This is a genomic window from unidentified bacterial endosymbiont, from assembly GCF_918797525.1.
Taxonomy (GTDB): Bacteria; Pseudomonadota; Gammaproteobacteria; order Enterobacterales; family Enterobacteriaceae; genus Enterobacter.
In genome coordinates, this window is record NZ_OU963893.1 from 3,788,501 (window position 1) to 3,812,155 (window position 23,655).

The 23,655-nt window shown below is 52.3% G+C and carries 15 protein-coding genes and 4 pseudogenes; 11 read left to right on the top strand and 8 right to left on the bottom strand.

Going from position 1 to position 23,655, the window contains the following annotated elements:
• Positions 1-174: 174 nt before the first annotated feature.
• Positions 175-1,323 (top strand): AI-2E family transporter, encoded by a 1,149-nt coding sequence (locus NL510_RS18195; protein WP_253379032.1) that lies wholly within the window; start codon positions 175-177, stop codon positions 1,321-1,323.
• A 725-nt stretch (positions 1,324-2,048) separates the two neighbouring features.
• On the opposite strand, the gene NL510_RS18200 is transcribed toward NL510_RS18195, so the two are convergent.
• Complete coding sequence (locus NL510_RS18200) at positions 2,049-2,504, bottom strand: SgcJ/EcaC family oxidoreductase (RefSeq protein ID WP_253379034.1); 456 nt, start codon at positions 2,502-2,504, stop codon at positions 2,049-2,051.
• A 442-nt stretch (positions 2,505-2,946) separates the two neighbouring features.
• Here NL510_RS18200 and NL510_RS18205 point away from each other — a divergent pair, with 442 nt between their 5' ends.
• From NL510_RS18205 to NL510_RS18230, 6 genes are all read left to right on the top strand, one after another.
• On the top strand, positions 2,947-3,189 hold the full coding sequence (locus NL510_RS18205) for a hypothetical protein (RefSeq protein WP_253379036.1): 243 nt from the start codon (positions 2,947-2,949) through the stop codon (positions 3,187-3,189).
• Positions 3,190-3,474: 285 nt separating this feature from the next.
• Complete coding sequence (gene paoA / locus NL510_RS18210; RefSeq protein WP_253379038.1) at positions 3,475-4,164, top strand: aldehyde dehydrogenase iron-sulfur subunit PaoA; 690 nt, start codon at positions 3,475-3,477, stop codon at positions 4,162-4,164.
• Positions 4,161-5,117 carry an aldehyde oxidoreductase FAD-binding subunit PaoB gene (gene paoB, locus NL510_RS18215; protein WP_253379040.1) on the top strand — a complete coding sequence of 319 codons (957 nt, stop codon included), beginning with the start codon at positions 4,161-4,163 and terminating at the stop codon, positions 5,115-5,117. The genes paoA and paoB overlap by 4 nt, the downstream gene beginning before the upstream one ends.
• Entirely contained in the window at positions 5,114-7,312 is a 2,199-nt protein-coding gene (gene paoC, locus NL510_RS18220) for an aldehyde oxidoreductase molybdenum-binding subunit PaoC (RefSeq protein WP_253379042.1), read from the top strand. Before paoB ends, paoC begins: the two co-directional genes overlap by 4 nt.
• A gap of 9 nt (positions 7,313-7,321) precedes the next feature.
• Positions 7,322-8,281, top strand: coding sequence for an XdhC family protein (locus NL510_RS18225; RefSeq protein WP_253379044.1), 960 nt, complete (start codon positions 7,322-7,324; stop codon positions 8,279-8,281).
• Complete coding sequence (locus NL510_RS18230; protein ID WP_253379046.1) at positions 8,260-8,814, top strand: nucleotidyltransferase family protein; 555 nt, start codon at positions 8,260-8,262, stop codon at positions 8,812-8,814. The genes NL510_RS18225 and NL510_RS18230 overlap by 22 nt, the downstream gene beginning before the upstream one ends.
• Positions 8,815-8,982: 168 nt before the next feature.
• Here the strand turns inward: NL510_RS18230 and NL510_RS18235 are convergent.
• Positions 8,983-9,774 (bottom strand): annotated as a pseudogene (locus tag NL510_RS18235) (LysR family transcriptional regulator); the annotation flags it as partial.
• A gap of 148 nt (positions 9,775-9,922) precedes the next feature.
• On the opposite strand from NL510_RS18235, the pseudogene NL510_RS18240 reads away from it, so the two are divergent.
• Positions 9,923-10,110: pseudogene (locus NL510_RS18240) on the top strand (NAD(P)H-binding protein); the annotation flags it as partial.
• A 27-nt stretch (positions 10,111-10,137) separates the two neighbouring features.
• On the opposite strand, the pseudogene NL510_RS22925 reads toward NL510_RS18240, so the two are convergent.
• A pseudogene (locus NL510_RS22925) lies at positions 10,138-10,275 on the bottom strand (DUF1493 family protein); the annotation flags it as partial.
• Between the two features lie 133 nt (positions 10,276-10,408).
• Here NL510_RS22925 and NL510_RS18245 point away from each other — a divergent pair.
• Entirely contained in the window at positions 10,409-15,748 is a 5,340-nt protein-coding gene (locus NL510_RS18245) for a dermonecrotic toxin domain-containing protein (protein ID WP_253379053.1), read from the top strand.
• 175 nt (positions 15,749-15,923) lie between these two features.
• Here the strand turns inward: NL510_RS18245 and NL510_RS18250 are convergent, their stop codons facing one another.
• From NL510_RS18250 to tnpA, 4 genes are all read right to left on the bottom strand, one after another.
• Positions 15,924-16,541: an IS4 family transposase gene (locus tag NL510_RS18250; RefSeq protein WP_253379055.1), complete on the bottom strand. Its 618-nt coding sequence runs from the start codon at positions 16,539-16,541 to the stop codon at positions 15,924-15,926.
• 68 nt (positions 16,542-16,609) lie between these two features.
• The gene (tnpC, locus tag NL510_RS18255; protein WP_436298520.1) at positions 16,610-18,145 is read right to left on the bottom strand and encodes an IS66 family transposase; all 1,536 of its coding nucleotides are present in this window, start codon (positions 18,143-18,145) and stop codon (positions 16,610-16,612) included.
• 63 nt (positions 18,146-18,208) lie between these two features.
• On the bottom strand, positions 18,209-18,544 hold the full coding sequence (tnpB, locus tag NL510_RS18260; protein ID WP_253379065.1) for an IS66 family insertion sequence element accessory protein TnpB: 336 nt from the start codon (positions 18,542-18,544) through the stop codon (positions 18,209-18,211).
• Positions 18,531-18,839, bottom strand: a complete 309-nt coding sequence (gene tnpA / locus NL510_RS18265) for an IS66 family insertion sequence element accessory protein TnpA (RefSeq protein WP_253379067.1) — start codon at positions 18,837-18,839, stop codon at positions 18,531-18,533. Before tnpA ends, tnpB begins: the two co-directional genes overlap by 14 nt.
• Before the next feature lie 232 nt (positions 18,840-19,071).
• Here tnpA and NL510_RS18270 point away from each other — a divergent pair, with 232 nt between their 5' ends.
• On the top strand, positions 19,072-20,088 hold the full coding sequence (locus NL510_RS18270) for an IS5 family transposase (RefSeq protein ID WP_253379069.1): 1,017 nt from the start codon (positions 19,072-19,074) through the stop codon (positions 20,086-20,088).
• Here the strand turns inward: NL510_RS18270 and NL510_RS18275 are convergent.
• Positions 20,030-20,221: pseudogene (locus tag NL510_RS18275) on the bottom strand (hypothetical protein); the annotation flags it as partial. The gene NL510_RS18270 and the pseudogene NL510_RS18275 overlap by 59 nt on opposite strands.
• A gap of 391 nt (positions 20,222-20,612) precedes the next feature.
• Here NL510_RS18275 and NL510_RS18280 point away from each other — a divergent pair.
• Complete coding sequence (locus NL510_RS18280) at positions 20,613-23,600, top strand: Tn3 family transposase (protein ID WP_253379071.1); 2,988 nt, start codon at positions 20,613-20,615, stop codon at positions 23,598-23,600.
• Positions 23,601-23,655 lie beyond the last annotated feature (55 nt).

Consider the following 23,655-nt stretch of genomic DNA (forward strand, 5'->3'; position numbering starts at 1 on the left):
TTCTAAACGTATGGACATCTAAACATCCAAAGAAGGGGTGTTATACCGCGATTGGTATTAAAAAGCCAGGCTTGCATAGGCCGACAACGCCCGGTACGGCGTAGCCGCCAGTTATTGGTAAATCCTCAAATCAGTTCTATAGTCGACACAGATTATTCGATATCAGGACTCACTATGCGCTTTAATGGACTGACCAAAGGTTTCTTCATCCTTATTCTTGCCCTCGTCACCTGGGCTTTCTTCGATGTGCTGTCGCCCTACTTCTCCGCCATTTTGTGGGCCGCGATCCTGACCATCATCTTCAACCCGGTGAAAAACAGACTGCGCACCGCGCTGGGCGATCGCAACGGGCTGGCGTCGTTTTTAACACTGTGCATCATCTGCCTGATCGTCTTTATTCCGCTGATGGCGATCCTCTCCTCGCTCGCCATTGAGCTGAACATGGTCTACACCCGGCTGCAGCAAAACAACACGCAGTTCCCTGAAGTGGTAGCGGGTATATTTAACCGCCTGCCGGACTGGGCCAGCGGTTTTCTCGCGGATCACAACCTCAATAACGTTGAGCAGATCCAGAAAAAACTTTCCGACGTGGCGCTCAAGGGCGGGCAATACCTGGCGGGCAGCGCATTCCTGATTGGTAAAGGGACGTTTGGCTTTGCGATCAGCTTCGGCATCATGCTGTATCTGCTGTTCTTCCTGTTAAAAGACGGGCCTTATCTGGTACGCCAGATCCTGGATTCCCTGCCGCTGACCGACTTTGCCAAGCAACATCTTTTTGCCAAATTCGTTGGCGTCTCGCGGGCGACGGTGAAAGGCACGGCGGTGGTGGCAGTGGTTCAGGGTACGCTGGGCGGTATTGCCTTTGCCATTGTCGGCATTGATGGCAGCGTGCTCTGGGGGGTTTTGATGGCGTTCCTCTCGCTGGTGCCGGCCGTCGGTTCGGCAATTGTCTGGGTTCCGGCAGCTATCTTCCTGTTTGCCACCCACCAGATATGGCAAGGGCTGTTTATCGTCGGTTTCTTCGTCATCATCGTTGGGCTGGTGGATAACATTCTCCGTCCGCTGCTGGTGGGGAAAGACACCAAAATGCCGGATTACCTGATCCTGATCACAACGCTGGGCGGTATGGAGTTGTACGGAATTAATGGTTTTGTCATCGGTCCGTTGATTGCGGCGCTGTTTATCGCCTGCTGGAATCTCTTCTCCGGACGCGACCATGAAGGCAATGCCGAAGAGCTGGACGCAGCATTTATTGAAGAGGGAAAAAAACCCTCCCGATATTTAACATTACATGCCATCCCACTTTTGTCGCAGAAGGATTAACATGAGCGAATCGCCACGATAACAAACTGGACCTACGGTGCCACCGTGTTTCTGACCTTCGCGTCTGGCATCGTCATACTGATGGCGTCCCATGCCGACAATGTGGAGACGCCTGGCAATGAGCCCTGCGCATTCCAGGACAGGCTTCACACGTTAATAATCGAACTCCAGTCGCGATAGAGCAGGGAGAAAACGACAGACATCAGATACGCTGAAATAAGCAACGTAATTAAAATTTTAAGCTTATTGTGCCTTCTTAAAAAACAGGCCGCAAAAATGAATGTGGTTAATGCCACTATTGTATTTAATATCAAAATAAACATAGGAATGATGATTTCATACTCAGCAAAATCTTTATGCAAAAAGATCCAGCCCGTGACTAACCAAATCGCAAAATTGAGTATCGAGATAATCAGTAAAAATGAACTATATTTATCATTCTTTTCCAGTACAACGCCCTTCAAAGCCCTTCTCCTGATAAAATAAAACTGAAAACAGGATACGATGATACTGCCCTGTGCCTGGAATAGCGATGTCCAGTATGGTCCCGTCGCCCGCTCGCTGCATTTGGCCCCATGAACAGTTTTTATTTTAAAGGGTGTCTTATACCAACTGAAAGTTCAACAATATCTAAACTGTGGGCGGATGATCGCGGGGTTATGCAGAATAGTGTGTGAGGCGGGTTAATTTTCAGGGTGGCGGCAGAAGCCACCACCCGTACTGAATCAGGACTCTGGCATAGCGGAAGAGTGATGCGAAGAAATTTTCCACTCGTCGCCGGTCCAGGCGTAAGTGAAAGTATAGCGGGCAGAAACTTTTGAATTATCGGCAAAAGTAAATGTGTAAGTCCCGGTATCGATCGCTTTGTTGCAGCCAATACGAATGGTGCGACTGTCAATGTGGCCTACCGGTTTCTTTTCCAGGAAATGTTTGAAGTAATCCACACGTTCAGCGTCTGTCAGGCGTACCTGGTTTGAGACTGTTGGTAACAAAACGGCATCGGAAAGGTAGGTTTCAGCCACCTTCTGCGGATCACCGGTCTTTAGCGAAGCATTCCAGCGATCAAATAACGCCTCTATTGCGGCATTGTCTGTCTTCACGCAATTCGCTGCAGGGGTTGCGGCCCATGCAGATCCAGAAATCAACAGTAACGAACTAATAATACCGGTCATCTTTTTCATGTGTTTTCCTTTATTAACGATGTAACTCCTGAAACGACAAAGTAGCAAGCATAACGGCGGAAAACAATAACGTGTTGTTATAGTTACTTTATTTTACCTTAATTGATAACCATTGAAATAAACGCATTAATGTACACTTTAATCGCTCTTCTTTTGCCTTCTCAAAATACGTGTTCGCGCAGGCGGTCAACAGCATTTAACGTTAACAGGCCGTCAATCTTTTCATTACGGGTAATACCCGACTTAATGCCATAATTATACTTCATTTACTGCGCCATGCTCAGTAACTTGATTATAAATGTTAATACTTAGTAAACGAAACAGCGTTACGACATTGACTGCCTATTAATAACGTCAATAATACGCAGCAGGTCTACGATGCCTGCTTCCCCTCGGGGACGTTTTCTTTCGATCGACAAATTCGTTTGCTAAAAGGATAAGCATGAAATATTTATCACTTTTTTCTGCAGGTTTTATTTTTTTGCTGGCAGGATGTTCAATGATAACAACAGAAGAAGAACGCTTAAAAAGCTGTGAAGCAAAAGGCATTAGTAAAGACACCTGTTACCTGGTCGAGAAAGCCGACAGACGACAGGAAAAGGAGCAGCGTGATGCCCGTTTGCACGAGCAAAATTTGCAGGTCATTAAGCAAATGGGGGTGAAGGGCCTTGGGCTTCCGGAGTAAACGGTGATACCCAGTTGAGACCTGCTCCACGCGGGTCTTTATTTATCAAAATGACCAGCGCGACGGCTCACGACCTGCTTAGCCGCACGCGTGCAGCACAAATGTTTTCGACTCTGAAGAGAGTGATGACCGTCGCGCCGATTCCCTGCCGACTATGAATTTATTAGCCGAGCTCATAACAGCATTCGCGTTTTAAGAATAATCCCCCTGCTTTCGCCGACTATGCTTAACGTTCAAAAAACCATTAGCACGTTTATTTCCCCTTTTGAATACCGGAGGCCTGGCATGAGCAACCAAGGCGAATATCCCGAAGATAGTCGGGTTGGGATACACGAGTCACACGATTTTAGTTTGACTCGTCGCGATCTGATTAAAGTCAGTGCCGCGACGGCGGCAACGGCAGTCGTTTATTCACATTCCACATTTGCGGCACGCGTGCCGGCTGCCACACCCGCCCCCGAGATAATGCCCCTGACACTCAAGGTGAACGGTAAAACCGAGCAGCTAGAGGTGGATACCCGAACCTCGCTGCTGGACGCGCTACGCGAAAATCTGCATCTGACCGGCACGAAAAAGGGCTGCGATCACGGACAATGCGGGGCCTGCACCGTGCTGGTCGACGGTCGCAGGCTCAATGCCTGCCTGACACTTGCCGTTATGCATCAGGGGGCGGAGATCACCACCATTGAAGGCCTGGGGACGCCAGATAATCTTCACCCCATGCAGGCGGCCTTTATCAGGCATGATGGCTTCCAGTGCGGCTACTGCACCTCCGGGCAAATTTGCTCCTCGGTAGCGGTGCTAAAAGAGATTCAGGACGGCATTCCGAGCCACGTAACCCTCGACCTGGTTTCTCCGCCGGAAATGACAGCCGATGAAATTCGTGAGCGTATGAGCGGCAACCTCTGCCGCTGTGGCGCTTACGCCAATATACTTGCCGCCATTGAAGACGCAGCGGGGGGAAGTCAATCATGAAGGCGTTTACCTATGAACGTGTGAATACCCCGGCCGAGGCGGTGCTGAGCGCTCAGCGTGTTCCCGGCGCCAGGTTTATCGCAGGCGGCACCAATCTGCTGGATCTAATGAAGTTAGAGATTGAAACGCCCACCCACCTTATCGACATAAACGGGCTAGGGCTGGACCGGATTGCAGCGACCGATGCGGGCGGCCTGCGCATCGGCGCACTGGTGTGCAACACCGATTTAGCAGCCCACGAACGCGTGCGTCGGGATTATGCCGTACTCTCCCGCGCCCTGCTCGCTGGCGCTTCCGGCCAGTTACGTAATCAGGCGACCACCGCAGGTAACCTGCTCCAGCGCACGCGCTGCCCCTACTTTTACGATACCAACCAGCCCTGTAATAAACGCCTGCCCGGCAGCGGCTGTGCCGCGCTTGAAGGCTTTAGCCGTCAGCACGCGGTGGTAGGCGTAAGCGAAGCCTGCATTGCCACCCATCCAAGTGATATGGCGGTTGCGATGCGGTTGCTGGATGCGGTGGTGGAAACCATCACGCCTGAGGGAAAGTCGCGCAGTATTAAGCTTGCTGATTTTTACCGCCCTCCGGAGAAAACGCCGCACATTGAAACCGCTCTGCTGCCCGGTGAGCTTATCGTCGCGGTGACGTTGCCGCCCCCTGTCGGCGGGGCACATTTCTACCGCAAGGTGCGCGATCGTGCCTCCTACGCCTTTGCGCTAGTGTCGGTCGCGGCGATCGTCCAGCCAGACGGCAGTGGACGCGTCGCGCTGGGCGGGGTGGCGCATAAACCCTGGCGCGTTGAGGCGGCGGACGCTCAACTGCCACAGGGAGCGCAAGCCGTGTATGAGACGCTGTTCGCCAGCGCCCATCCCACCGCGGAAAACACCTTCAAACTCCTGCTGGCGAAGCGAACGCTTGCCTCCGTACTGACAGAAGCGAGGGCTCAGGCATGAAATTTGATAAACCCGCAGGGGAAAACCCGATCGATCAGCTTAAGGTCGTCGGTCGCCCCCATGACCGCATCGACGGGCCGCAAAAAACCACCGGCACGGCACGCTACGCCTACGAATGGCATGAGGAAGCACCCAACGCCGCCTATGGCTACATCGTCGGTTCCGCTATTGCAAAAGGACGCCTCGCCGCCCTTGACACGGACGCCGCGCTAAAAGCGCCGGGTGTGTTGGCGGTTATCACCGCCAGTAACGCCGGGGCGCTTGGCAAAGGCGACAAAAACACCGCCAGCCTGTTAGGCGGCCCCAGGATTGAGCACTACCATCAGGCCATTGCGCTGGTGGTGGCAGAGACTTTCGAACAGGCGCGAGCGGCGGCCTCGCTGGTACAGGCGCACTATCGTCGCGAGAGAGGAGCTTACTCCCTGGCGGATGAGAAGCCGACTGTCAGTCAGGCGCCCGAAGATGCACCCGACAAAAACGTCGGTGATTTTGACGGCGCGTTCGCCACCGCAGCGCTGAGAATTGATGCCGCCTACACGACCCCGGACCAGAGCCATATGGCAATGGAGCCGCATGCCTCGATGGCCGTCTGGGAGGGTAATAAAGTCACAGTCTGGACCTCAAACCAGATGATTGACTGGTGCCGCGCCGATCTGGCGAAAACGCTGAAGCTGCCCGTGGAGAATGTGCGCATTATCTCCCCCTATATCGGCGGCGGGTTTGGCGGCAAGCTGTTCCTGAGAAGCGATGCGCTGCTGGCGGCCCTCGCTGCCCGTGCGGTAAAACGTCCGGTAAAAGTGATGCTCCCTCGCCCCGCCATTCCCAATAACACCACTCACCGCCCCGCGACTTTTCAGCACCTGCGTATCGGTGCTGACCAGAGCGGGAAAATTACCGCTATCTCCCATGAAAGCTGGTCCGGTAACCTGCCCGGCGGCACGCCGGAAACGGCGGTGCAGCAAAGCGAATTACTCTACGCGGGGGCAAACCGCCATACTGGTCTGCGGCTCACAACGCTCGATTTGCCGGAGGGGAACGCCATGCGCGCGCCCGGCGAAGCGCCCGGGCTGATGGCGCTCGAAATCGCGATGGATGAGCTGGCGGAAAAGGCGGGTATCGATCCCGTTGAGTTTCGCATCCTGAATGACACTCAGGTTGACCCCGCCGATCCGACGCGCCGCTTCTCGCGACGTCAGCTTGTCGAGTGCCTGCGTACCGGAGCGGATTCATTTGGCTGGAAGCAGCGCAATGCCACGCCCGGACAAGTGCGCGAGGGTGAGTGGCTGGTCGGTGTCGGCGTAGCGGCGGGCTTTCGCAATAATCTGCTGGAAAAATCTGGCGCGCGGGTTCACCTCGAGGAAAACGGCAATGTCACCGTGGAAACGGACATGACCGACATTGGCACCGGCAGCTACACCATTCTGGCCCAGACAGCAGCGGAGATGCTTGGCGTAGCGCTGGAGCAAGTTGCGGTTCACCTCGGCGATTCTCGTTTCCCGGTCTCTGCAGGGTCTGGCGGACAATGGGGAGCGAACACGTCTACCTCCGGCGTGTATGCCGCCTGTGTGAAACTTCGCGAAATGATTGCCTCGGCCGTCGGGTTTGATCCTGAGCAGTCGCAGTTTGCTGACGGCAAAATTACCAGCGGTACGCGCAGCGCCACGCTGCGTGAGGCTGCCTCTGGCGGCAGGCTGACGGCGGAAGAGAGCATTGAGTTCGGCACACTTAGCAAGGAGTACCAGCAGTCGACCTTTGCCGGGCATTTTGTCGAAGTGGGCGTGCATAGCGCAACGGGGGAGGTTCGCGTTCGTCGCATGCTCGCGGTGTGCGCCGCTGGACGCATTCTTAATCCGAAAACCGCACGCAGCCAGGTCATTGGCGCAATGACCATGGGAATGGGCGCGGCGCTGATGGAGGAGCTGGCCGTGGATACCCGTCTGGGCTTCTTCGTGAACCACGATATGGCGGGATATGAGGTGCCGGTCCATGCGGATATTCCGCAACAGGAGGTCATTTTCCTGGATGATACCGATCCCATCTCCTCACCGATGAAGGCCAAAGGCGTGGGTGAGCTCGGCCTGTGCGGCGTGAGCGCGGCTATCGCCAACGCGGTGTACAACGCCACGGGTATTCGGGTACGGGATTACCCCATCACCCTGGATAAGCTGCTCGATAAGCTGCCGGAGTTGACGTAAGGGGGAACAATGTCCGACTCGCTTTTTGACATAAACGACGCGCGCTGGCATCAGCCAGAGCAGGCGTTTCTTACCGATGATCCCCAGTCTATTCTGCGTTTCGCGGTGGAGGCCCTGATGTCCGGTAAAGCAGCGGTGCTGGTGACGCTGGTTGAGATACGCGGCGGCGCTGCGCGGCCGCTCGGTGCGCAGATGGTAGTGCGTGAAGATGGCCGCTACTGCGGTTTTGTCTCTGGCGGCTGCGTGGAGGCCGCCACCGCGTTTGAAGCGCTGGAGGTGATGAACTCAGGCCGCGATCGCGAAATTCGCTATGGCGAAGGTTCGCCGTGGTTCGACATTGTTTTGCCCTGCGGCGGTGGGATCACTCTGGCGCTCCATAAGCTGCGATCGGCACAGCCCCTTCTTGCGGCGCTGAACTGCCTGGAACAAAGACACCCGGCGGGACTACGTTACGATCCGCAAACACAATCGCTCATGTGCCTGCCCGCGCATACCCGTACGGGCTGGCACCTCAATGGCTTTGAGGTGGGGTTCAGACCTTGTGTAAAGCTGGTAATTTATGGCCGTTCTCTTGAAGCGCAGGCAACCGCCAGCCTTGCGGCGGCCACAGGCTATGACAGCCATACCTTCGACCTATTTCCAGCCTCAGCCAGCGTTCAGATAGATGCCGACACGGCGGTGATTTTGCTGTGCCACGATCTCAACCGGGAGCTGCCGGTATTGCAGGCCGCGCGCGAGGCGAAACCCTTTTACCTCGGCGCGTTGGGCAGTTACCGAACGCACGCTTTGCGTCTGCAAAAACTTCGCGAGCTGGGGTGGCGCAAGGAGGAAACAGAGCGAATCCGAGCGCCTGTCGGGATATTCCCCAAAGCCCGGGATGCGCATACTCTGGCGCTCTCCGTGCTGGCAGAGGTTGCGTCCGTACGTCTTTATCAGCAGGAAAGTTCATGCCAGCCCCCGTCGTCCTGATCCTCGCTGCCGGGCGTGGGGAGCGCTTTCTTACCTCCGGAGGCAGCACCCATAAACTCGCCGCGCAGCTCAACGGCAAGCCGGTTCTGGAACATGTGATAGAGGCGGTTGAAACCGCGAATCTGAGAGGGCATCTGGTCTGCCCAGAAGGCGGAACGTGCGGCATGGGCGAGTCTATTTCGCTTGGCGTTCACGCCACCCTTGAGGCCCAGGGATGGCTCATTCTGCCTGCCGACCTTCCCTTAATTCAGCCTTACTCATTGCAACGCGTCGCTGCAGAGCTTGAAGAAAATTCGGTCGTGGTGCCTCACCACCAACATCATTCGGGCCATCCGGTGGGATTCCGGCACGAACACCGTGCTGAATTACTTGCCCTGTCTGGCGATACGGGAGCAAAAGAAATAGTGAGACGCGCGCGACAACGGGGAGAAGCTAAAGATATTTTCCTGTCGGATCAGGGTATTACCCACGATATCGATACCCTGGCAGATTTACAGGCGGCGCAAAGGTTAATAGACCTGTCGCGCGTTTAATGTCCGACTCAATCCGCAGCAGACCCCTAATGCCCGCGTGGTGGGGACATCCGAAAAATTAGCCAGTTCAGCCGCCAGCGCTTTGAGTTTCTTTTCGTCCATAATTTGCCTGTCTCCGTTGTTGGAGTGAACATATCAACAACAGGCAGATACACAATTTAAATTACAGTCTTGCAAAACCTGAATAAGCTCTCCTGACTTTATATAATCCTGCACCCTGTCTTCAGGTATACAGGCAATGCCAAAACCGGATAACGCCGCATCAATCCTTTCCGCCTGCAGATTAAAGGTTACCTGCCCTTCTACTCTGACACGTAACGGCTTCCCTTCCTTCTCAAATTCCCAGTGGTAAAGCCCACCGGCTGTCGGCAGGCGCATATTGATACACTGGTGATTTTGTAGCTCGTGCGGCGTTTCAGGTGCAGGATTTGTCGCGAAATAAGACGGCGCTCCTACGACGGCCATTCTCATGTCCGGCCCAATTCTTACCGCAATCATGTCCTTATCCACGCTTTCGCCCAGGCGGATCCCGGCATCAAAACGCCCCTCAACAATATCGACAAAGCCATTATCCACCACCAGTTCGAGATTGATTTCCGGATATTCCCTGAGGAAGGGTTTTAGCTTCGGCCATACCAGACTTCGCGCGGCATGCTCCCCGGCAGATAAACGGATATTGCCGGAAGCTGTGCCGTTCAATTGAACCAGCGATTCCAGTTTCTGCTCAAGATCGGCAATACGCGGTTCAAGGCAGGCAATAATTCTCTCACCTGCTTCTGTGGGGGCAACGCTTCGGGTCGTGCGGGTCAGAAGGCGGATATTCAGCCATTCCTCCAGGGCCTTCATCGCATGGCTAAGTGCAGACTGAGAAACCCCCAGTTTACCCGCTGCTTTGGTAAAACTTCGCTCCCTCGCCACCACAAGAAAGATTTGCAGTTCGTTGAAATTTTCTTTGAGCATCGGCGATTTCCTTATGGGGGCATTCCCTTCATCACGTACTCATGAAGTGTGTTCATAGACACAATCATTTTAGCCCCATGACTAACATTAATGATAATTGATATTCTGACTGTATGGAAAATAAGACTCAATTATCAGTAGGTTTATCATGAAAATACTCGTAGCAGGGTGACAGGAAGTATTGGTTTTCATATCGTGAATACCGCTATCAAAATGGGCTATCAGCCTGTAGCGCTGGTCAGAAATAAGCGCAAAGTGAAATCCCTTCCTCGGGAAACGGATGTTTTTTACGGCGATGTTTTATTGCCTGAAACACTCAGCGATTTGCCGAAAGATGAAGCAGAGGGGCGCTGTGCTCTCTCATTAGTACAACCCTCTTCGGGCTTTTGCTGATTCGATCAGCATGCCAACATTGAAATCTGGAACGTCAGGATAGTAAGTTTAAATTTCAAAGTTTCCCCGTTAAACCTTCAATGCATCGAAAAGCTTATCCATCAACTCTGATCTTAACGCGAAGCGGCATTCTAAATACGAACTGAACACAATATACCGGAGCGAATATACAAGTATTTGCTGATAGGAAAAAAATACTGCGTTGGTAAACATTATAGTAATCAGCTAGTAAAGGAAGAATATGCCACCTGTAAATCCACCTATCCCAGACACATCAACCACCCTAAACCGGGCATCCCGGGATGATTCAAGTCAGGAAGACCTGGATATCTGGTTTGACGCCATCGACCACGTTGAAATGGAAGGGGCCTGGTTTAATCCCCATGAAATGCATCATGCTGATCCGTCATCCTCTGCAGGAGAATACGCTGACTCCCGGGTCACGTTCACAGAAGACTGTCGTCGGTGTGTACAGCAGTTTGTCCGTACGCTGGGGGAATGCGGGGAGAGCAGAATGCTTTCTGCCTGCCTTTCCAGAATACTTCCCGACACCCCAATAAGTCTCGTGGTCGCGGCAAACAGCCTGTACACGGCGATTACTGAGCAACGTAATATTGATACCGCAGTCCTGCACACCCTTGGACTGGCATCGTGGTACCTTCCAGGGAATATGAATGTTGTTTCCCGGCTGGCAGATTTTATCCGGGATACCGTTACCGGGTGGACAGATGAGACTTTTCTGCAGCAGTTTCTGGGAAACGATGAAAATCACACTTCCACCCGCCTGTTTATAGCCCTGGCGGTTACGGCCATTGTGGCGGGACGCTGGATGAAAGACGAAGGGGCCCCGCAGCGCGGTATCCTGAAGGTCCCGGCCTTTATGGCTAATATTTTTATCCGCGCCAGTCATTACTGGACTGCGCTGGGAAATATGGCGAGCAGTCTCCCGTCCGGCGCGGCAATCCCGAAAAATAGCGGCACATCACAACACGCTCCCGCTTTTGAGGTCGATACATTGGTGGAAATGACCGGAGATCTATGTGATGCCACAGTTTCCGGTGTCTCAGCACCACGGCTCACCGCATTCTCGTCAAATTCAACTGCAAGTTCTGAGGCTTACACCCGCGCGACGGTACAGAACAGGCCCGCCTCTGCGCCTGGGAAAAATACCCATCTCTCTGTGTCTGAACAGGTGCATTATCTGGCTGTGGAGAAACTCCGGCAGGAAAGCGGTATTTCAGACCTGCTGTACTGTGCGACCCGGAAAACAGAGGCCCGCCAGCAGACGAACGAAAAGATTATTACCGCCACGCATTTCAATACGAAATGTGATGCCACAGTTTATCCTGAGCTACTCAGGAAAGCGGCAGAGAGCATACCGGTACACACAGGCATACCTGAAACACAGGTATCCTCGGCAGCAACAACCCGGAGTGGCGGGGATGCTTTATTGCCTCTGGTGATGACGGGGGCAGTGGCGGTGCCCGTGGCAACGTCTTATATGCAGGTCCTGAAAAGTAAAACGGTTATTGCAGCCGGAACCACCATGGGGTTATTCGGGCTAACCGTAGGAGGAAAAGCTTTATGGAATAGCCTCCAGTCACCAGCAGTACGGGATGCAGATAGAGCCGTTCCACACACACAATCGTTAGTAACGAATAAAAGTGTAAAAGGAGAGAGCATCATTCAGGATTTCACGAGTAAGCGTGAACTGGGTTCAAACGATGTGCCATATAATGATTATTTTATCTCGAACATGCCATGCCAAAAAAAGTTTGAGATAGTAACTAATGCTCCTCCTCACAATTCAGAAGAAGCCTTAAATGAAATCGTCCATACCATGAATGCCATTGTTGGTGAAAATAATCTCAGGCAATACGATTCCATAGAGCAACTCAAAAACGCGCGAAACGACCACCGTGGAAAAATACTTGTACGCAGAATTGAAAATGCGTTAAGTGAAGGGGAGAGGCGAATTTATAACGCTTATCAAAAATTCATTAATCCGGCAGAAAAAGATGACATTTTATTATATCTCTCTGCTGTACTTAAAACAGATAACAAAATAGCCCTTGACGAAGCTTACGAACGGTTAAAAAGGACGGCCTTTCAGACATCCATGCTGGTTAAAAACAATATCCATTTAACGGCTTTTTTTGAACGGCGAGATAAAAATATCCCTTTACCTTGCACCAGGGATAAAAGCCCGATAGTTCTTGTTAACAACAAGAACCCAGCAATGATCAAAATCAACCTGGAAGAGGCAGAAAACATGGTTGCAGAACTTTTAGTTCTGCAATCATCAGCAGGCTATAACTCCGAGCTGATGGAGGCGTTCATGCGGCAGATGATCATGCTGGGAGGAAACACGCAAGATTTAGTTACCCTGCCTGCATGTCAAAATGAGCAGGGACTCTCTTTGGGCTCATATCATCGTGCCCTGCTCTATTTCGCGATTAAAAATCAGCCTGCGCAGGCATTAGCCGGTAACGGGTCTGTCTATCCTGATGATAATGCGGTATGGGAGATACTGAACAAAACGCACAATGTAACCCTTACAGACAAGTTGCGGGATGAAGCTAAAAATAAGCTTCAAAATCGACAGGATGAATATTATCAGAGAAAAACAGGTAAAAGGCCCCCCTCACCGCATGAGCAACAAGAGATCGTTAATACCATAGCATGGATATACACAGGTTCAGAAATTGATTTTGAGGCGATGAAATTCTTCATTGATCCCGTTTACCGGGCGGATATAATGACTGCCAATACCGACTCGGCAACGATTTACCTGCGGGATATTGGAGCGGAAGGCATTCAAGCCGCCCGTAATGAGGATAGCTTATCAGCTAACTCGCTCTTTATTGCTTTTAAGCAGAAAGCGCAGGAACTCCGTAATAGTTTTTGTGACCCCTATAAGGTTGCAAGAAATATTGCCAGAGATAAAGTTTATCAACGGACGGGTCAAAGCCTCGATCCAGACAAAATTTATCTTCACCAGTTCAAACAGAGCCAAACGGTAAAAGATAGCAACAGCCATACGGGATATACCCATAACGGCCAGCCAATACATAGCGAGACGCTAACGCAAGCCTTTATGGATAATTTTAAAGTCTTTCGCAGGCGTCAGTTCAGCTCATTAATAGATTTATTAAACAGAGGCGCCATTTTATTGTCCTCAAATGGATATATCCCTGACCACCTAGACGACCCTGAACGAACTGCTCCATTTGTCACCGGCCCCGATACACTATCGGGCTTATATCAGGTTGATGCCAGTGCAACGCATTTCGGTGCTGAGAATGAAGTTAAGTATCTTCCTTCCGTTCTGAAAAATGACATCTATGATGCAAATGTCATGAAACAGATTGAAGAGCAGCAACAGGAATTCTGGAGTGAAAACAGCGAATCCTGGCGAGCCATGGCTAAAGGCCAGTTCATTGAAGAGGCGCGTTTAGCCTATATCAATAACACCCTTTCACAGCAGGCGTATGAAACAGCCATAAAAGGCGGCGCAGCCAACATTATCCTTTACGATCCGGTAACGATGCGTGAACTAAATGAGTCTGTCGCCGCCGATCCCTCGGTGGAAGTGAGTTTTTTAAATGTTCGTACTCTATCAAGTTCCTGGTCTGCCAGCAATACTATGCCTTATGCAACATTTTATACAACCAATATACTTTGTTTCACTGGCAAAGATGGACGTGAAGTTCTTTATCTCCCTGGGGACAACAACGCATTTCGTGAATTTAAAGATGCGAAAGAGCTGGAAACATGGTTTGAGCAACAAATTAAAAAAGAAGATACTCGCCAAGCATTCCTTCAACATGTTTCACTGGCGGATCGGCAAAAGGAGGTTGAAGAATCTCTTAACAATCTGGCGAATGGTAAAATATTTAAAGATGTATGGGGGTATAGTCTAAAACCCACCATCGTAAAAAATAGCGTTACAACACAGTATTACACTGAGGATATCTTCTCTGCCCTCACCCAGTTAACTAAAGAACGCACAGAACAGGATGCAGATACCTTAATCAGTTCAAACGGAGAAATTGTTTTAGAATCGGTTCAACAGATATTACAAGTGGTGAATATGCTGGCTGTGCCCCTTTTGCCAATGTTAGGGCCAGTGGGCATTGCTTTAGACATTGGTTTGACCGCCGCACAACTGGGTACAGATATTGGGATCATGTACACGGCCGATACGCAGGATGATTATAATGCCGCACTGGTAGATGTTGGTATGAGTTTGCTATTTTTAGGCTTAAATGGCATCGGTACGATCTCCGTAAACAAAAATGCGGTTCAATCCGCCACTCCATTCCGCCAGACTTTATTGAAAACAGATGTCACCACCCTGCAAAAGCAGTCGGGGTTTCTGCAGCGTATTCAGTTAATAAGGGAAAATGGTCTGAGTGGCAGAGGTGCCATTATGGGCGGGAAAAATCGGTTGCAGCGGGTTGAAAAGGCTTTTGGCGAGGATCTGAATTTTCGCTGGATTGATGACGAAATCGGGGAAACGGAAAAAAGCTTGCAAAAACTGCTCTTTTCTCGGGGAGAAAGTGCCGCGAAGCTCCGTGATTTTCGTCAAAACCCGTCAGGTTTCTGCTATGAAGCGATGGTTGAGTCTTATAATTCGCTCAAAAATAAGGGCGAACAACCTAAAGTTATTGGTTTACTCATTTATAAAACCCCTTGGGATGATGCCCCGTCAAATCATTTTGCCGTGTTTTTAAATAAAGACGCTTCTGATTTTGTTGTCGATCCCACGATCCGTCAGTTTGATCCCGTTTTACCTGAAGAGGCAACAATATCAACCTTGAGTGAGTGGAAGTCATTGATGATTAATAAAGTTGGAGTCGGCAAGGATTCAGTGATCATTATGAATACCTTTGATACCCCCTTACTGGCGAAGCTCAATGTGGCTGAACTTCATGCGGCAAAGGGTAAGTTCTTTCAGAGTTCTTTAATCAACAAAGATAATGTTAATATTTTAAAACATAGCGATCGCTTTGAAAATTCTATTATCAAGGAGATTAGCATCACGAATACCAAGCTAAAAAAGCTGGCGCGCAATTCGGTGGAATATGCTTACACCAAGCAAGATCTGGAAAGACTTATGGTACTGAAATCTCATTTATCAATTTATTCCCCAAATGAGATAAAAGTTACAAACAAGATTAAAAAAAGGTTTAAAAAACAGATTTTAAAATATTCCATCCCTACTACAGATATATCAGCATTACACTCAACAGGAGACTCCAGAGATATTATCTCAACTGTTGCAGGAAAACATTATATCAAAATACAAAAAAACGCCTGGATTAATATTGAGCAATCAGCAGATTCCTCTATTTGGTTAGTTTTCCAGGGACAAAAAAAACTGTTGATGAATTTTGATGAAATGAAGAAAAGATGGTTTTTTCCAGCTCTTATTACTAAAGCTAAAGCTAAAGGCCATGATGCCGTATCTCCAAATGTAGTCAAACCAGCTCATGGCGAGCTTGAAAAGCCCGGCCCTTCGGTCAATAAAGACGTTTTACCAGGTCCTTCTGAGAGAGGCTTGAGCGGAGTGCGGTGATAATCGCACGCTTCGTTCTTAGGAGAGCACAGTCAGGCAACTGGCTGTGCTTATCCGACTATATCTGGAAAAGCAACCGGATTCCGGTAAGTATCAGCGGCTGAGGCCAGCTAAAGTCGAAAGGTCAAAAACAGGAGTCTGTCAGTAATTCGTAAGCGTCGTCTGAGTCTTGCAACTACCCACATCTTTCAGTGGCTAATTCCCATCCGATTAGTATTTCGTTTAATCGTCGCAAGCCGCGCCAGATAACAATATTACCGGGTGGATGCTTATTTTTATTCCCAGTGTATCCTCCCAACTGGGCAAGTTTTATCGTATATTTTTCCAGTGGAGGCGATGACATGACTTGTGCTGTGTCTTTGATCATCGTGTCCAATATTTTTATCTCTGTGTCGCTGAAAGCAAGTTCTACCGGTGCCTTGGGTATTTCTCGGCTGAGCATTGTCAGCCAGAATATCCGCCAGCTCAGGATACAGTAACAGCATAATAAATTTGTCAGCCGTTCCGCCGAACCCAGTCTGGAGCGTTCCGCCTGACATCCGGATTTCATAACCTTATGGAAGGTCTCTATTTTCCAGCGATGGCTGTACCATTCCAGCTTTTCCGTGGCCTCAGCCAGATTTGCCACTGGCAGGTCAGTCAGTAATTTCCACTCAATCCTGGTATCATTATCCGAACACTCTTCTGTCGCGATAAGTGCCGTCAGCTGTAGATCGGGATACTGCTTTGCCTTACCAATCGGAGGATGTAATGTGAGCGTTTTCCATTTGACATTCAGTATTATTTCGCGCATCCCTTCCGTATCGTTTCGGCGAACTCATATTGACGAAGCCGCCCCATTCTGCATTTCGCAGTTTTGCGTCAGTCGATCAGGCTATTTTTGGCGAAGGGTAATAACTCATCCAGCCGCTCCTGCGGCCATTCCGGCAGGCGTTCCAGCAACGATTTCAGCCAGCCATACGGCTCCACGCCGTTCAGTCGCGCCGTTTCCAGCAGGCTCATCACCGCTGCCGCACGATGCCCCGCCTGCAACGAGCCGGCAAACAGCCACGTATTCCGCCCCATCACCACCTGGCGGATCGCCCGCTCGCACCGGTTGTTGTCCAGCGGCAATGCGCCATCCTCCGCGAACCGGCTCAGCGCTGTTTTGTGAGACAGCGCATAGTTTATCGCCTTATGCAGCGCTGAACCCGGCGCGCATTTTTGTACCTGCGCCGTCAGCCAGCCCCACAGGATATCCAGTTGCGGCTTCGCATACCGCTGCCGCCACTGCCGGATCTTCTCCGCTGGCCGGTGGCGGATCTTTTTTTCAAGCCTGTACAGCCCGTGGAGCATTTTCAGCGCCGTTCCCGCATGCGGATCGCGATTTGCCTTATACAACGCCGCGAAGCCGCGCCGCGCATGCGCCCAACATCCCGCGTTGATGATATTACCGCCGTTTTTCAGGGAGTGATACACGGCGTAGCCGTCTGTCACCAGCCGGCCGCTCCAGCCCGCCAGCCAGGCTTCGGGATAACGCGCCGCCCGTCCGGGCTGACAGTCGAAGCAGACCACGCTGTCGCCGGTGGTTTCACCGCTGACATAGGTCCACAGGTAACCATTCTGCGCCTTTCCGCCCTTTTTCGTCTCCAGGATTTGCAACGGCGTTTCATCCGCATGAAGCACCGGGCGGCTTAACAGCGCTGTGCGCAGCCGTTCCGCCAGCGGCATCAGCCAGACGCCGGCCGCGCCCACCCATCCGGCCAGCGTGCTCACCGGCAGTTCCACCCCGGCGCGGGCGAACACCTGCTGCTGGTGATACAGCGGCTGGCGGTCGCAGTACTTGCCGACCAGCACCTGCGCCACCAGGCCGGCGTCGGGAATGCCCTTCGGGATAATCTGCGCGGGCAGACGACCGGAGACCACGCGCTGGCAGTCATCGCAACCGTACTGCGGGCGGACGTAACGTTTCACCACGAACTGCGCCGGGATGTAATCCAGCCGTTCGCTGATTTCATCGCGGATATGGCGCAGCGGCCGGCCGCAGTCCGGGCAGCCGCAGGCGTCAGGTTCGATAACGGTTTCTTCACGCGGAAGATGTTCCGGCAGCGGTTTACGCACCGGACGGGCTTTCTTCTCTTCCGGTTCCGGCTGCAGACGCGCAAGCCGGGTTTCGGCAGAGGCGATATCGGCGTCGACATCCTCTTCGAACAGGGAGCGCTGTAAGCCGCTGAAGGATTCAGCCTGACGGCCAAAGCGCTGCTGGCGGGCCAGCAGCAGGGCCTCCTTCAGCAGGTGTATCTGATGGTCTTTTTCGCTCAGGGAGGCGTCTTTTTTACGGTTTTCTTCCAGCAGGGATAACGCCAGCTGACACAGCGTGTCGGGGTCATTCGTGGAGAGAAGTACTGTGATATCCATACCGGATATTATAGGCTTTCCGGCACAGATATTCATTCAAAATCATCAGATTACCGGCAGATATTATGTCCATTTCGTCAGGTCGTGACCGGCCATTCTCTGCCAGTCAATGCCGGCGACCAGCCAGTCGAACTGCGCCGGCGTGAGCGACCATGCGCTGTCGCCGTCACGCGGCCAGGTGAATCGCCCCTGGTGCAGGCGGCGGGAACAGAGCCAGACGCCGTGTTTATCCCACCGCAGCAGTTTGATACGGGTGCGGTTTTTGTTGGTGAAGAGGAAGGCGGCGCCGTCATGCCAGGGCGTGGTGAGGGAGGCCTGAATATACTGCGTGAGGACATCAATGCCGCAGCGCATATCGACGGGCTGGCGGACAAGGAAGAGGCGTTCAGGCTTCAGCATGTTTCACCGCCCGGAGCACGTCAGGGAGTTGCGCGGGCAGGCAGTCGATACGACAGCCGCCGGGGAGATGGAGGGTGACGGCAGCGTTAATGGCGGAAGGCTCCGGAGTCACCCGGACGGGGATGACAGCGGAGTCCGGTTGATTGTTGATATCGGGGAACATGGAGGGCCAGTTTTTGAAGTAGCCGGGATTGATGTTGTGGTGCAGGGCGTACTGGCGGGAAGTGAGCCCGCTGTCGCGCCAGGCGCGGATATGATGCTTTTTGTCGTCGGCGGACCAGAAAGATAACGGCATGGCAAAACCTCAGGTGATTCAGGATGCCGCCGATGTTATCTGACTAAAAATTTTTGAAAATGTGAGTTCACCGGAACGATACGAAAATCCTTTAGACGCCTGCATTATCCCGTTGATGTAAGTATCCTCCGGCAGAGCCGGAGGCTTTAGGGTGAGCGCCTCAAAGGGGCGTTGGTGCATGGATGGCTAAACGGGTATCATCAGCGCTTACCCATTCCGGAATACGCTCACGATGCCGCATAAGCACAATGCCAGCAAACGTCACCACATTCCAAAATCACGCTTTACCATCACTGACTGGCCGGAATACGAAGCCGGCCTGAAGCAGCGGGGCAGTCTGACGCTCTGGCTCACCCCGGAAGCCATTGCGTTGTGGAAAGCCGGTGCCCGCACCACGCCCGGCGGTCAGGCCCGTTACTCTGACCTCGCCATTCAGACCTGCCTGATGCTGCGCATCGCCTTCCGGCTCCCCCTGCGCCAGGCCGAAGGTCTGATGGCTTCTGTCTTCAGTATGATGGCGCTGTCCCTCACGGTGCCGGACCATACCACCGTCAGCCGGCGGGCGGCTGTACTGCCTCCTCTCCCGCGTATGCCTGCCGGAGGCGACCTGCACATCCTTATCGACAGCACCGGGCTGAAGGTTTACGGTGCCGGCCAGTGGATGGAGGAAAAACACGGTACCCGTGCCCGCCGCGACTGGCGAAAACTCCATCTGGCGATGGATGCGGACAACTTCAGTATCGTCGCCCATACCCTGACGGACTCACAGACTGATGACCCGTCGCAGGTGGAGGCGTTGCTCAGCCAGGCTGACGGCCCCCTCACGCAGGTCACTGCGGACGGGGCTTACGACGGTCGTCCCACGTACACTGTCATTGCCGGCCACGGTGAAGGTATCACTGTCGCCATTCCTCCCCGCGTCACGGCGGTACCGGAGGACACCACGGGGCCGTCATGCCAGCGGGACCGGCACCTGGCCATGATACAGGAAAAGGGGCGGCTGACCTGGCAGAAGGCGGTGGGGGACGGAAAGCGGGCTCTGGTGGAAACCATGATGGCGTGCTGGAAAACACTCATCGGTCCCCGCTTACGTGCCCGGGGTTTTGCGGCGCAGCAGACAGGAGAGCTCCGCCTGAATTATAACGGGTATGGGTGCAGTCTGATGATGAACAGCAATAGCGACGAACGCCCATCTCCGTGGTGCCACAGGCGAGCATGCGCTCAACGCAGAGGCGGGTCCAGGGAGTGACGTTGTCGCCGAACCTGGCGAGGAACCTGTTCCAGGCGTCATCGACGGTAAAGAGCAACTTTGCGGGACGCGGAATATACATGCCGCAGAGTATAAAACGGGGCTCAGCGCATGAACACCATCGGAACGGCATAGCCGTGACGCTCGCCCTGCAAGGGCGCTACGTTCTCCAACCTTTCAGCACTCACCCCTGGGGATCATCTCGGCTTAGTGATCTCGCCTCAATCCCCGTTGTCAGCGGGTTACATCACCCTGCGGGCATGCCGCAGGTCACTGCCGCTCAGGTTCTCCACCGTCACACCCGGTAGGATTGTTGGGTTTCTCATCGTGAGTTACCAGTTCAATATTCCAGACAGGCTCGTGGTTCATTTGAGCATCCATGCTCGCCCTGAACTCCGGGCACAATATAGGTTATGTCATTCATCATGTACCGTCACGTTTTGGTTATGGTGTCAGGGTGTACTCTTATGCGATAAGCATTTTTGTTAAAAATACCGCATCGAATAATTTATGGGGGAAACTATATGGCAAGGAGGCAGATTCTTTCTCTGTCGGAAAGAGAATCATTATTGGCATTGCCAGATGATGAGTTAACGCTGACCCGAATGGCCTATTTCAGTGAGCATGATCTGGCACTTATCAGTGCTCACCGTAAACCTGCCAGCCGTTTTGGTTTTGCCGTCCTTCTTTGCTACCTGAAAAATGTCGGTTTTGCTCCGGATAAAAAAATCCCACCCTCTGATGCCCTGCTGAAGAATATTGCCAGCAGGCTAAAGCTTACCGGCGATCTCTGGCCTGCTTACCTTTCCGGCAGGGATACAACCCGGCGTGAGCATTTAACCGAACTGTACCGCTATCTTGGCGTAAAGGCGTTCACCGGCAAAATACAGCAGGAGTGTATTACGCACCTGTTATCGATGGCGACGCGCACCGATAAAGGTATTCTCCTGGCCGAAGAGTTACTGGTCTGGCTCCGGCAGAACAACGTGATGATTCCCGCGATTGATGTCGTGGAGCGTGCCTGTGCGGAGGCCATGGCTGGCGGAGATAAAATCGTATTTCAGACTCTGAATGCCCCGTTAACTCCGGCGCACAGGGATGCCCTGGATCGTTTACTTGAGTCATCAGACAATCAGCCTTCCAGGCTGACATGGCTTCTGCAACCGCCGGGTAAAATCAATGGTAAGAACGTGCTGCAACATCTTGATCGGCTCAGCAGCATTGAATCGCTGGCATTACCTGAAGGTATAGATCGTACCATTCACCAGAACCGGTTGCTGAAACTGGCGCGGGAAGGTCGAAAGATGAGTAGCCGGGATTTGACCCGATTTTCAGCAGCCCGCCGTCATGCGATCCTGGTCTGCGTGCTGGAAGAAGCCAGAGCCACACTGACAGACGAAGTGATTGAGCTGCATGAGCGAATGCTGAACAGCCTGTTCAGCAAAGCCAAAAGAACACAGGCTGAGCGCCTTCAGCAGACCGGAAAGCTGATCCAGTCCAAACTGAGGCAGTACATCGATGTCGGTCAGGCGCTGTCTGATGCTCGCGATTCCGGTGGCGATCCATGGCTCGCAATAGAAAACATACTCCCGTGGCCCGAATTTGTCGCCAGTCTGGAGGAAACACGCCATCTCGCCAGAAAAAATAATTTTGACCCGCTGCATATTATTACTGAGAAATACAGCACATTAAGGAAATATGCCCCGCGCATGTTGTCTGCTTTGCAGTTAGTCGCAACCCCGGCAGCACAACCTCTGGCTGATGCGCTGATTGTGATCAAGGATATGTACCGGAGGCAGTCACGTAAAGTTCCGGCGACAGCGCCGCTTGAGTTTGTCCCTGAAAGCTGGCGCAAGGTGGTGATTACACCTGCGGGTATTGACCGACAGTATTATGAATTTTGTGCGCTCAGCGAGCTTAAGGGAGCGCTACGCTCCGGGGACATCTGGGTTAAAGGCTCACGCCGCTACAAAAATTTTGATGATTACCTCATTCCCGAAAAAGACTTTGACAAACTCACACCGGCGCTGCCACTGCCCGTATCTGCTGATTATCATGAGTACATTACCAGCCGCATGACTCTGCTTCAGTCCAGGCTTGAAGAGGTCAATGCTATGGCTGCCCTTGGTGAGCTGCCCGATGTGGAAATATCCGACAGGGGCGTAAAAGTCTCTCCGCTGGATAACTGCGTTCCGGCACAGGTTTCACCGCTGGCAGAACTGGTTTACAGCATGTTACCGCGACCTAAAATCACGGAAATTCTCGACGAGGTAAACAGCTGGACGACGTTTACCCGTCATTTTTCGCATATAAAAAATGACATTACCCGTCCCGATACCCGCCTGCTCCTCACCACCATTCTTGCGGATGGCATCAATCTTGGTCTGACCAAAATGGCAGAAGCCTGCCCAGGTAGCACCAAATCATCACTCGAAGATATTCAGGCATGGTACATCCGCGACGAAACCTATTCAGCCGCTCTTGCTGAGCTGGTAAATGCACAGGGGAAAAGACCACTGGCGGCATTCTGGGGAGACGGGACAACGTCATCATCAGATGGACAGAATTTCAGAACAGGCAGCTCAGGCCGCTACGCAGGGCAGGTTAACCCGAAATATGGGCAGGAGCCTGGGCGTCAGTTTTATACCCATATTTCGGATCAATACAGCCCGTTTTACACCTGCATAATCAGTCGGGTCAGGGATTCAACCCATGTTCTCGATGGCTTGCTGTATCACGAAAGCGACCTGGAAATCAGGGAGCATTACACCGATACCGCTGGTTTCACCGATCATGTCTTTGCCATGATGCATCTGCTGGGATTTGCGTTCTGTCCGCGAATCAGGGATCTCCACGACAAGAAGCTGTTTATCAAAGGGAAAGCGGACCAGTACCCGGCGTTTCAGTCACTGATATCAACGACCAGCCTGAATCTGAAAGAGATCGAACTTCACTGGCGTGAAGTGCTGCGTCTGGCAACCTCGATAAAACAGGGAACTGTGACGGCATCCCTGATGCTGAAAAAACTGGCCAGCTATCCCAAACAAAATGGCCTGGCAAAGGCGCTGAGAGAAATTGGCCGCATTGAGCGGACGCTGTTTATGCTCGACTGGTTCCGCGATCCTGCACTTCGTCGGCGGGTCCAGGCGGGACTGAATAAAGGAGAAGCCCGTAACGCGCTGGCGCGCGCGGTATTCCTGCACCGTCTGGGTGAAATCAGGGATCGTAAACCGGAAAATCAGAGCTACCGCGCCAGTGGACTGACGCTGCTGACAGCAGCTATCTCGCTGTGGAATACAGTCTATATGGAAAGAGCGGTCGATGCCCTGAAGCGTAAAGGGGTGAAGATCAACGAGCAACTGCTGTCACATTTGTCGCCGTTAGGCTGGGAGCATATCAATCTGACAGGCGATTACATCTGGAAAAGCAATAGAATACCGGCCTCCGGTAAGTTTCGTCGGCTGAGGCCTGCTAAAGTAGAAAGGTCAAAAAACGACCTTAACGTACAATAATTTTCGATATCCAAACTGCCCCCAATTTGTAAGGTCTCTTGCAGTTAAGTGTGGA

Excerpts from the sequence above, each read along its gene's own strand:
- NL510_RS18195 (WP_253379032.1), top strand. The coding sequence starts at position 175 with ATGCGCTTTAATGGACTGACCAAAGGTTTCTTCATCCTTATTCTTGCC.
- NL510_RS18200 (WP_253379034.1), bottom strand. The coding sequence starts at position 2,504 with ATGAAAAAGATGACCGGTATTATTAGTTCGTTACTGTTGATTTCTGGA.
- NL510_RS18205 (WP_253379036.1), top strand. The coding sequence starts at position 2,947 with ATGAAATATTTATCACTTTTTTCTGCAGGTTTTATTTTTTTGCTGGCA.
- paoA (WP_253379038.1), top strand. The coding sequence starts at position 3,475 with ATGAGCAACCAAGGCGAATATCCCGAAGATAGTCGGGTTGGGATACAC.
- paoB (WP_253379040.1), top strand. The coding sequence starts at position 4,161 with ATGAAGGCGTTTACCTATGAACGTGTGAATACCCCGGCCGAGGCGGTG.
- paoC (WP_253379042.1), top strand. The coding sequence starts at position 5,114 with ATGAAATTTGATAAACCCGCAGGGGAAAACCCGATCGATCAGCTTAAG.
- NL510_RS18225 (WP_253379044.1), top strand. The coding sequence starts at position 7,322 with ATGTCCGACTCGCTTTTTGACATAAACGACGCGCGCTGGCATCAGCCA.
- NL510_RS18230 (WP_253379046.1), top strand. The coding sequence starts at position 8,260 with ATGCCAGCCCCCGTCGTCCTGATCCTCGCTGCCGGGCGTGGGGAGCGC.
- NL510_RS18245 (WP_253379053.1), top strand. The coding sequence starts at position 10,409 with ATGCCACCTGTAAATCCACCTATCCCAGACACATCAACCACCCTAAAC.
- NL510_RS18250 (WP_253379055.1), bottom strand. The coding sequence starts at position 16,541 with ATGCGCGAAATAATACTGAATGTCAAATGGAAAACGCTCACATTACAT.
- tnpC (WP_436298520.1), bottom strand. The coding sequence starts at position 18,145 with ATGGATATCACAGTACTTCTCTCCACGAATGACCCCGACACGCTGTGT.
- tnpB (WP_253379065.1), bottom strand. The coding sequence starts at position 18,544 with ATGCTGAAGCCTGAACGCCTCTTCCTTGTCCGCCAGCCCGTCGATATG.
- tnpA (WP_253379067.1), bottom strand. The coding sequence starts at position 18,839 with ATGCCGTTATCTTTCTGGTCCGCCGACGACAAAAAGCATCATATCCGC.
- NL510_RS18270 (WP_253379069.1), top strand. The coding sequence starts at position 19,072 with ATGCCGCATAAGCACAATGCCAGCAAACGTCACCACATTCCAAAATCA.
- NL510_RS18280 (WP_253379071.1), top strand. The coding sequence starts at position 20,613 with ATGGCAAGGAGGCAGATTCTTTCTCTGTCGGAAAGAGAATCATTATTG.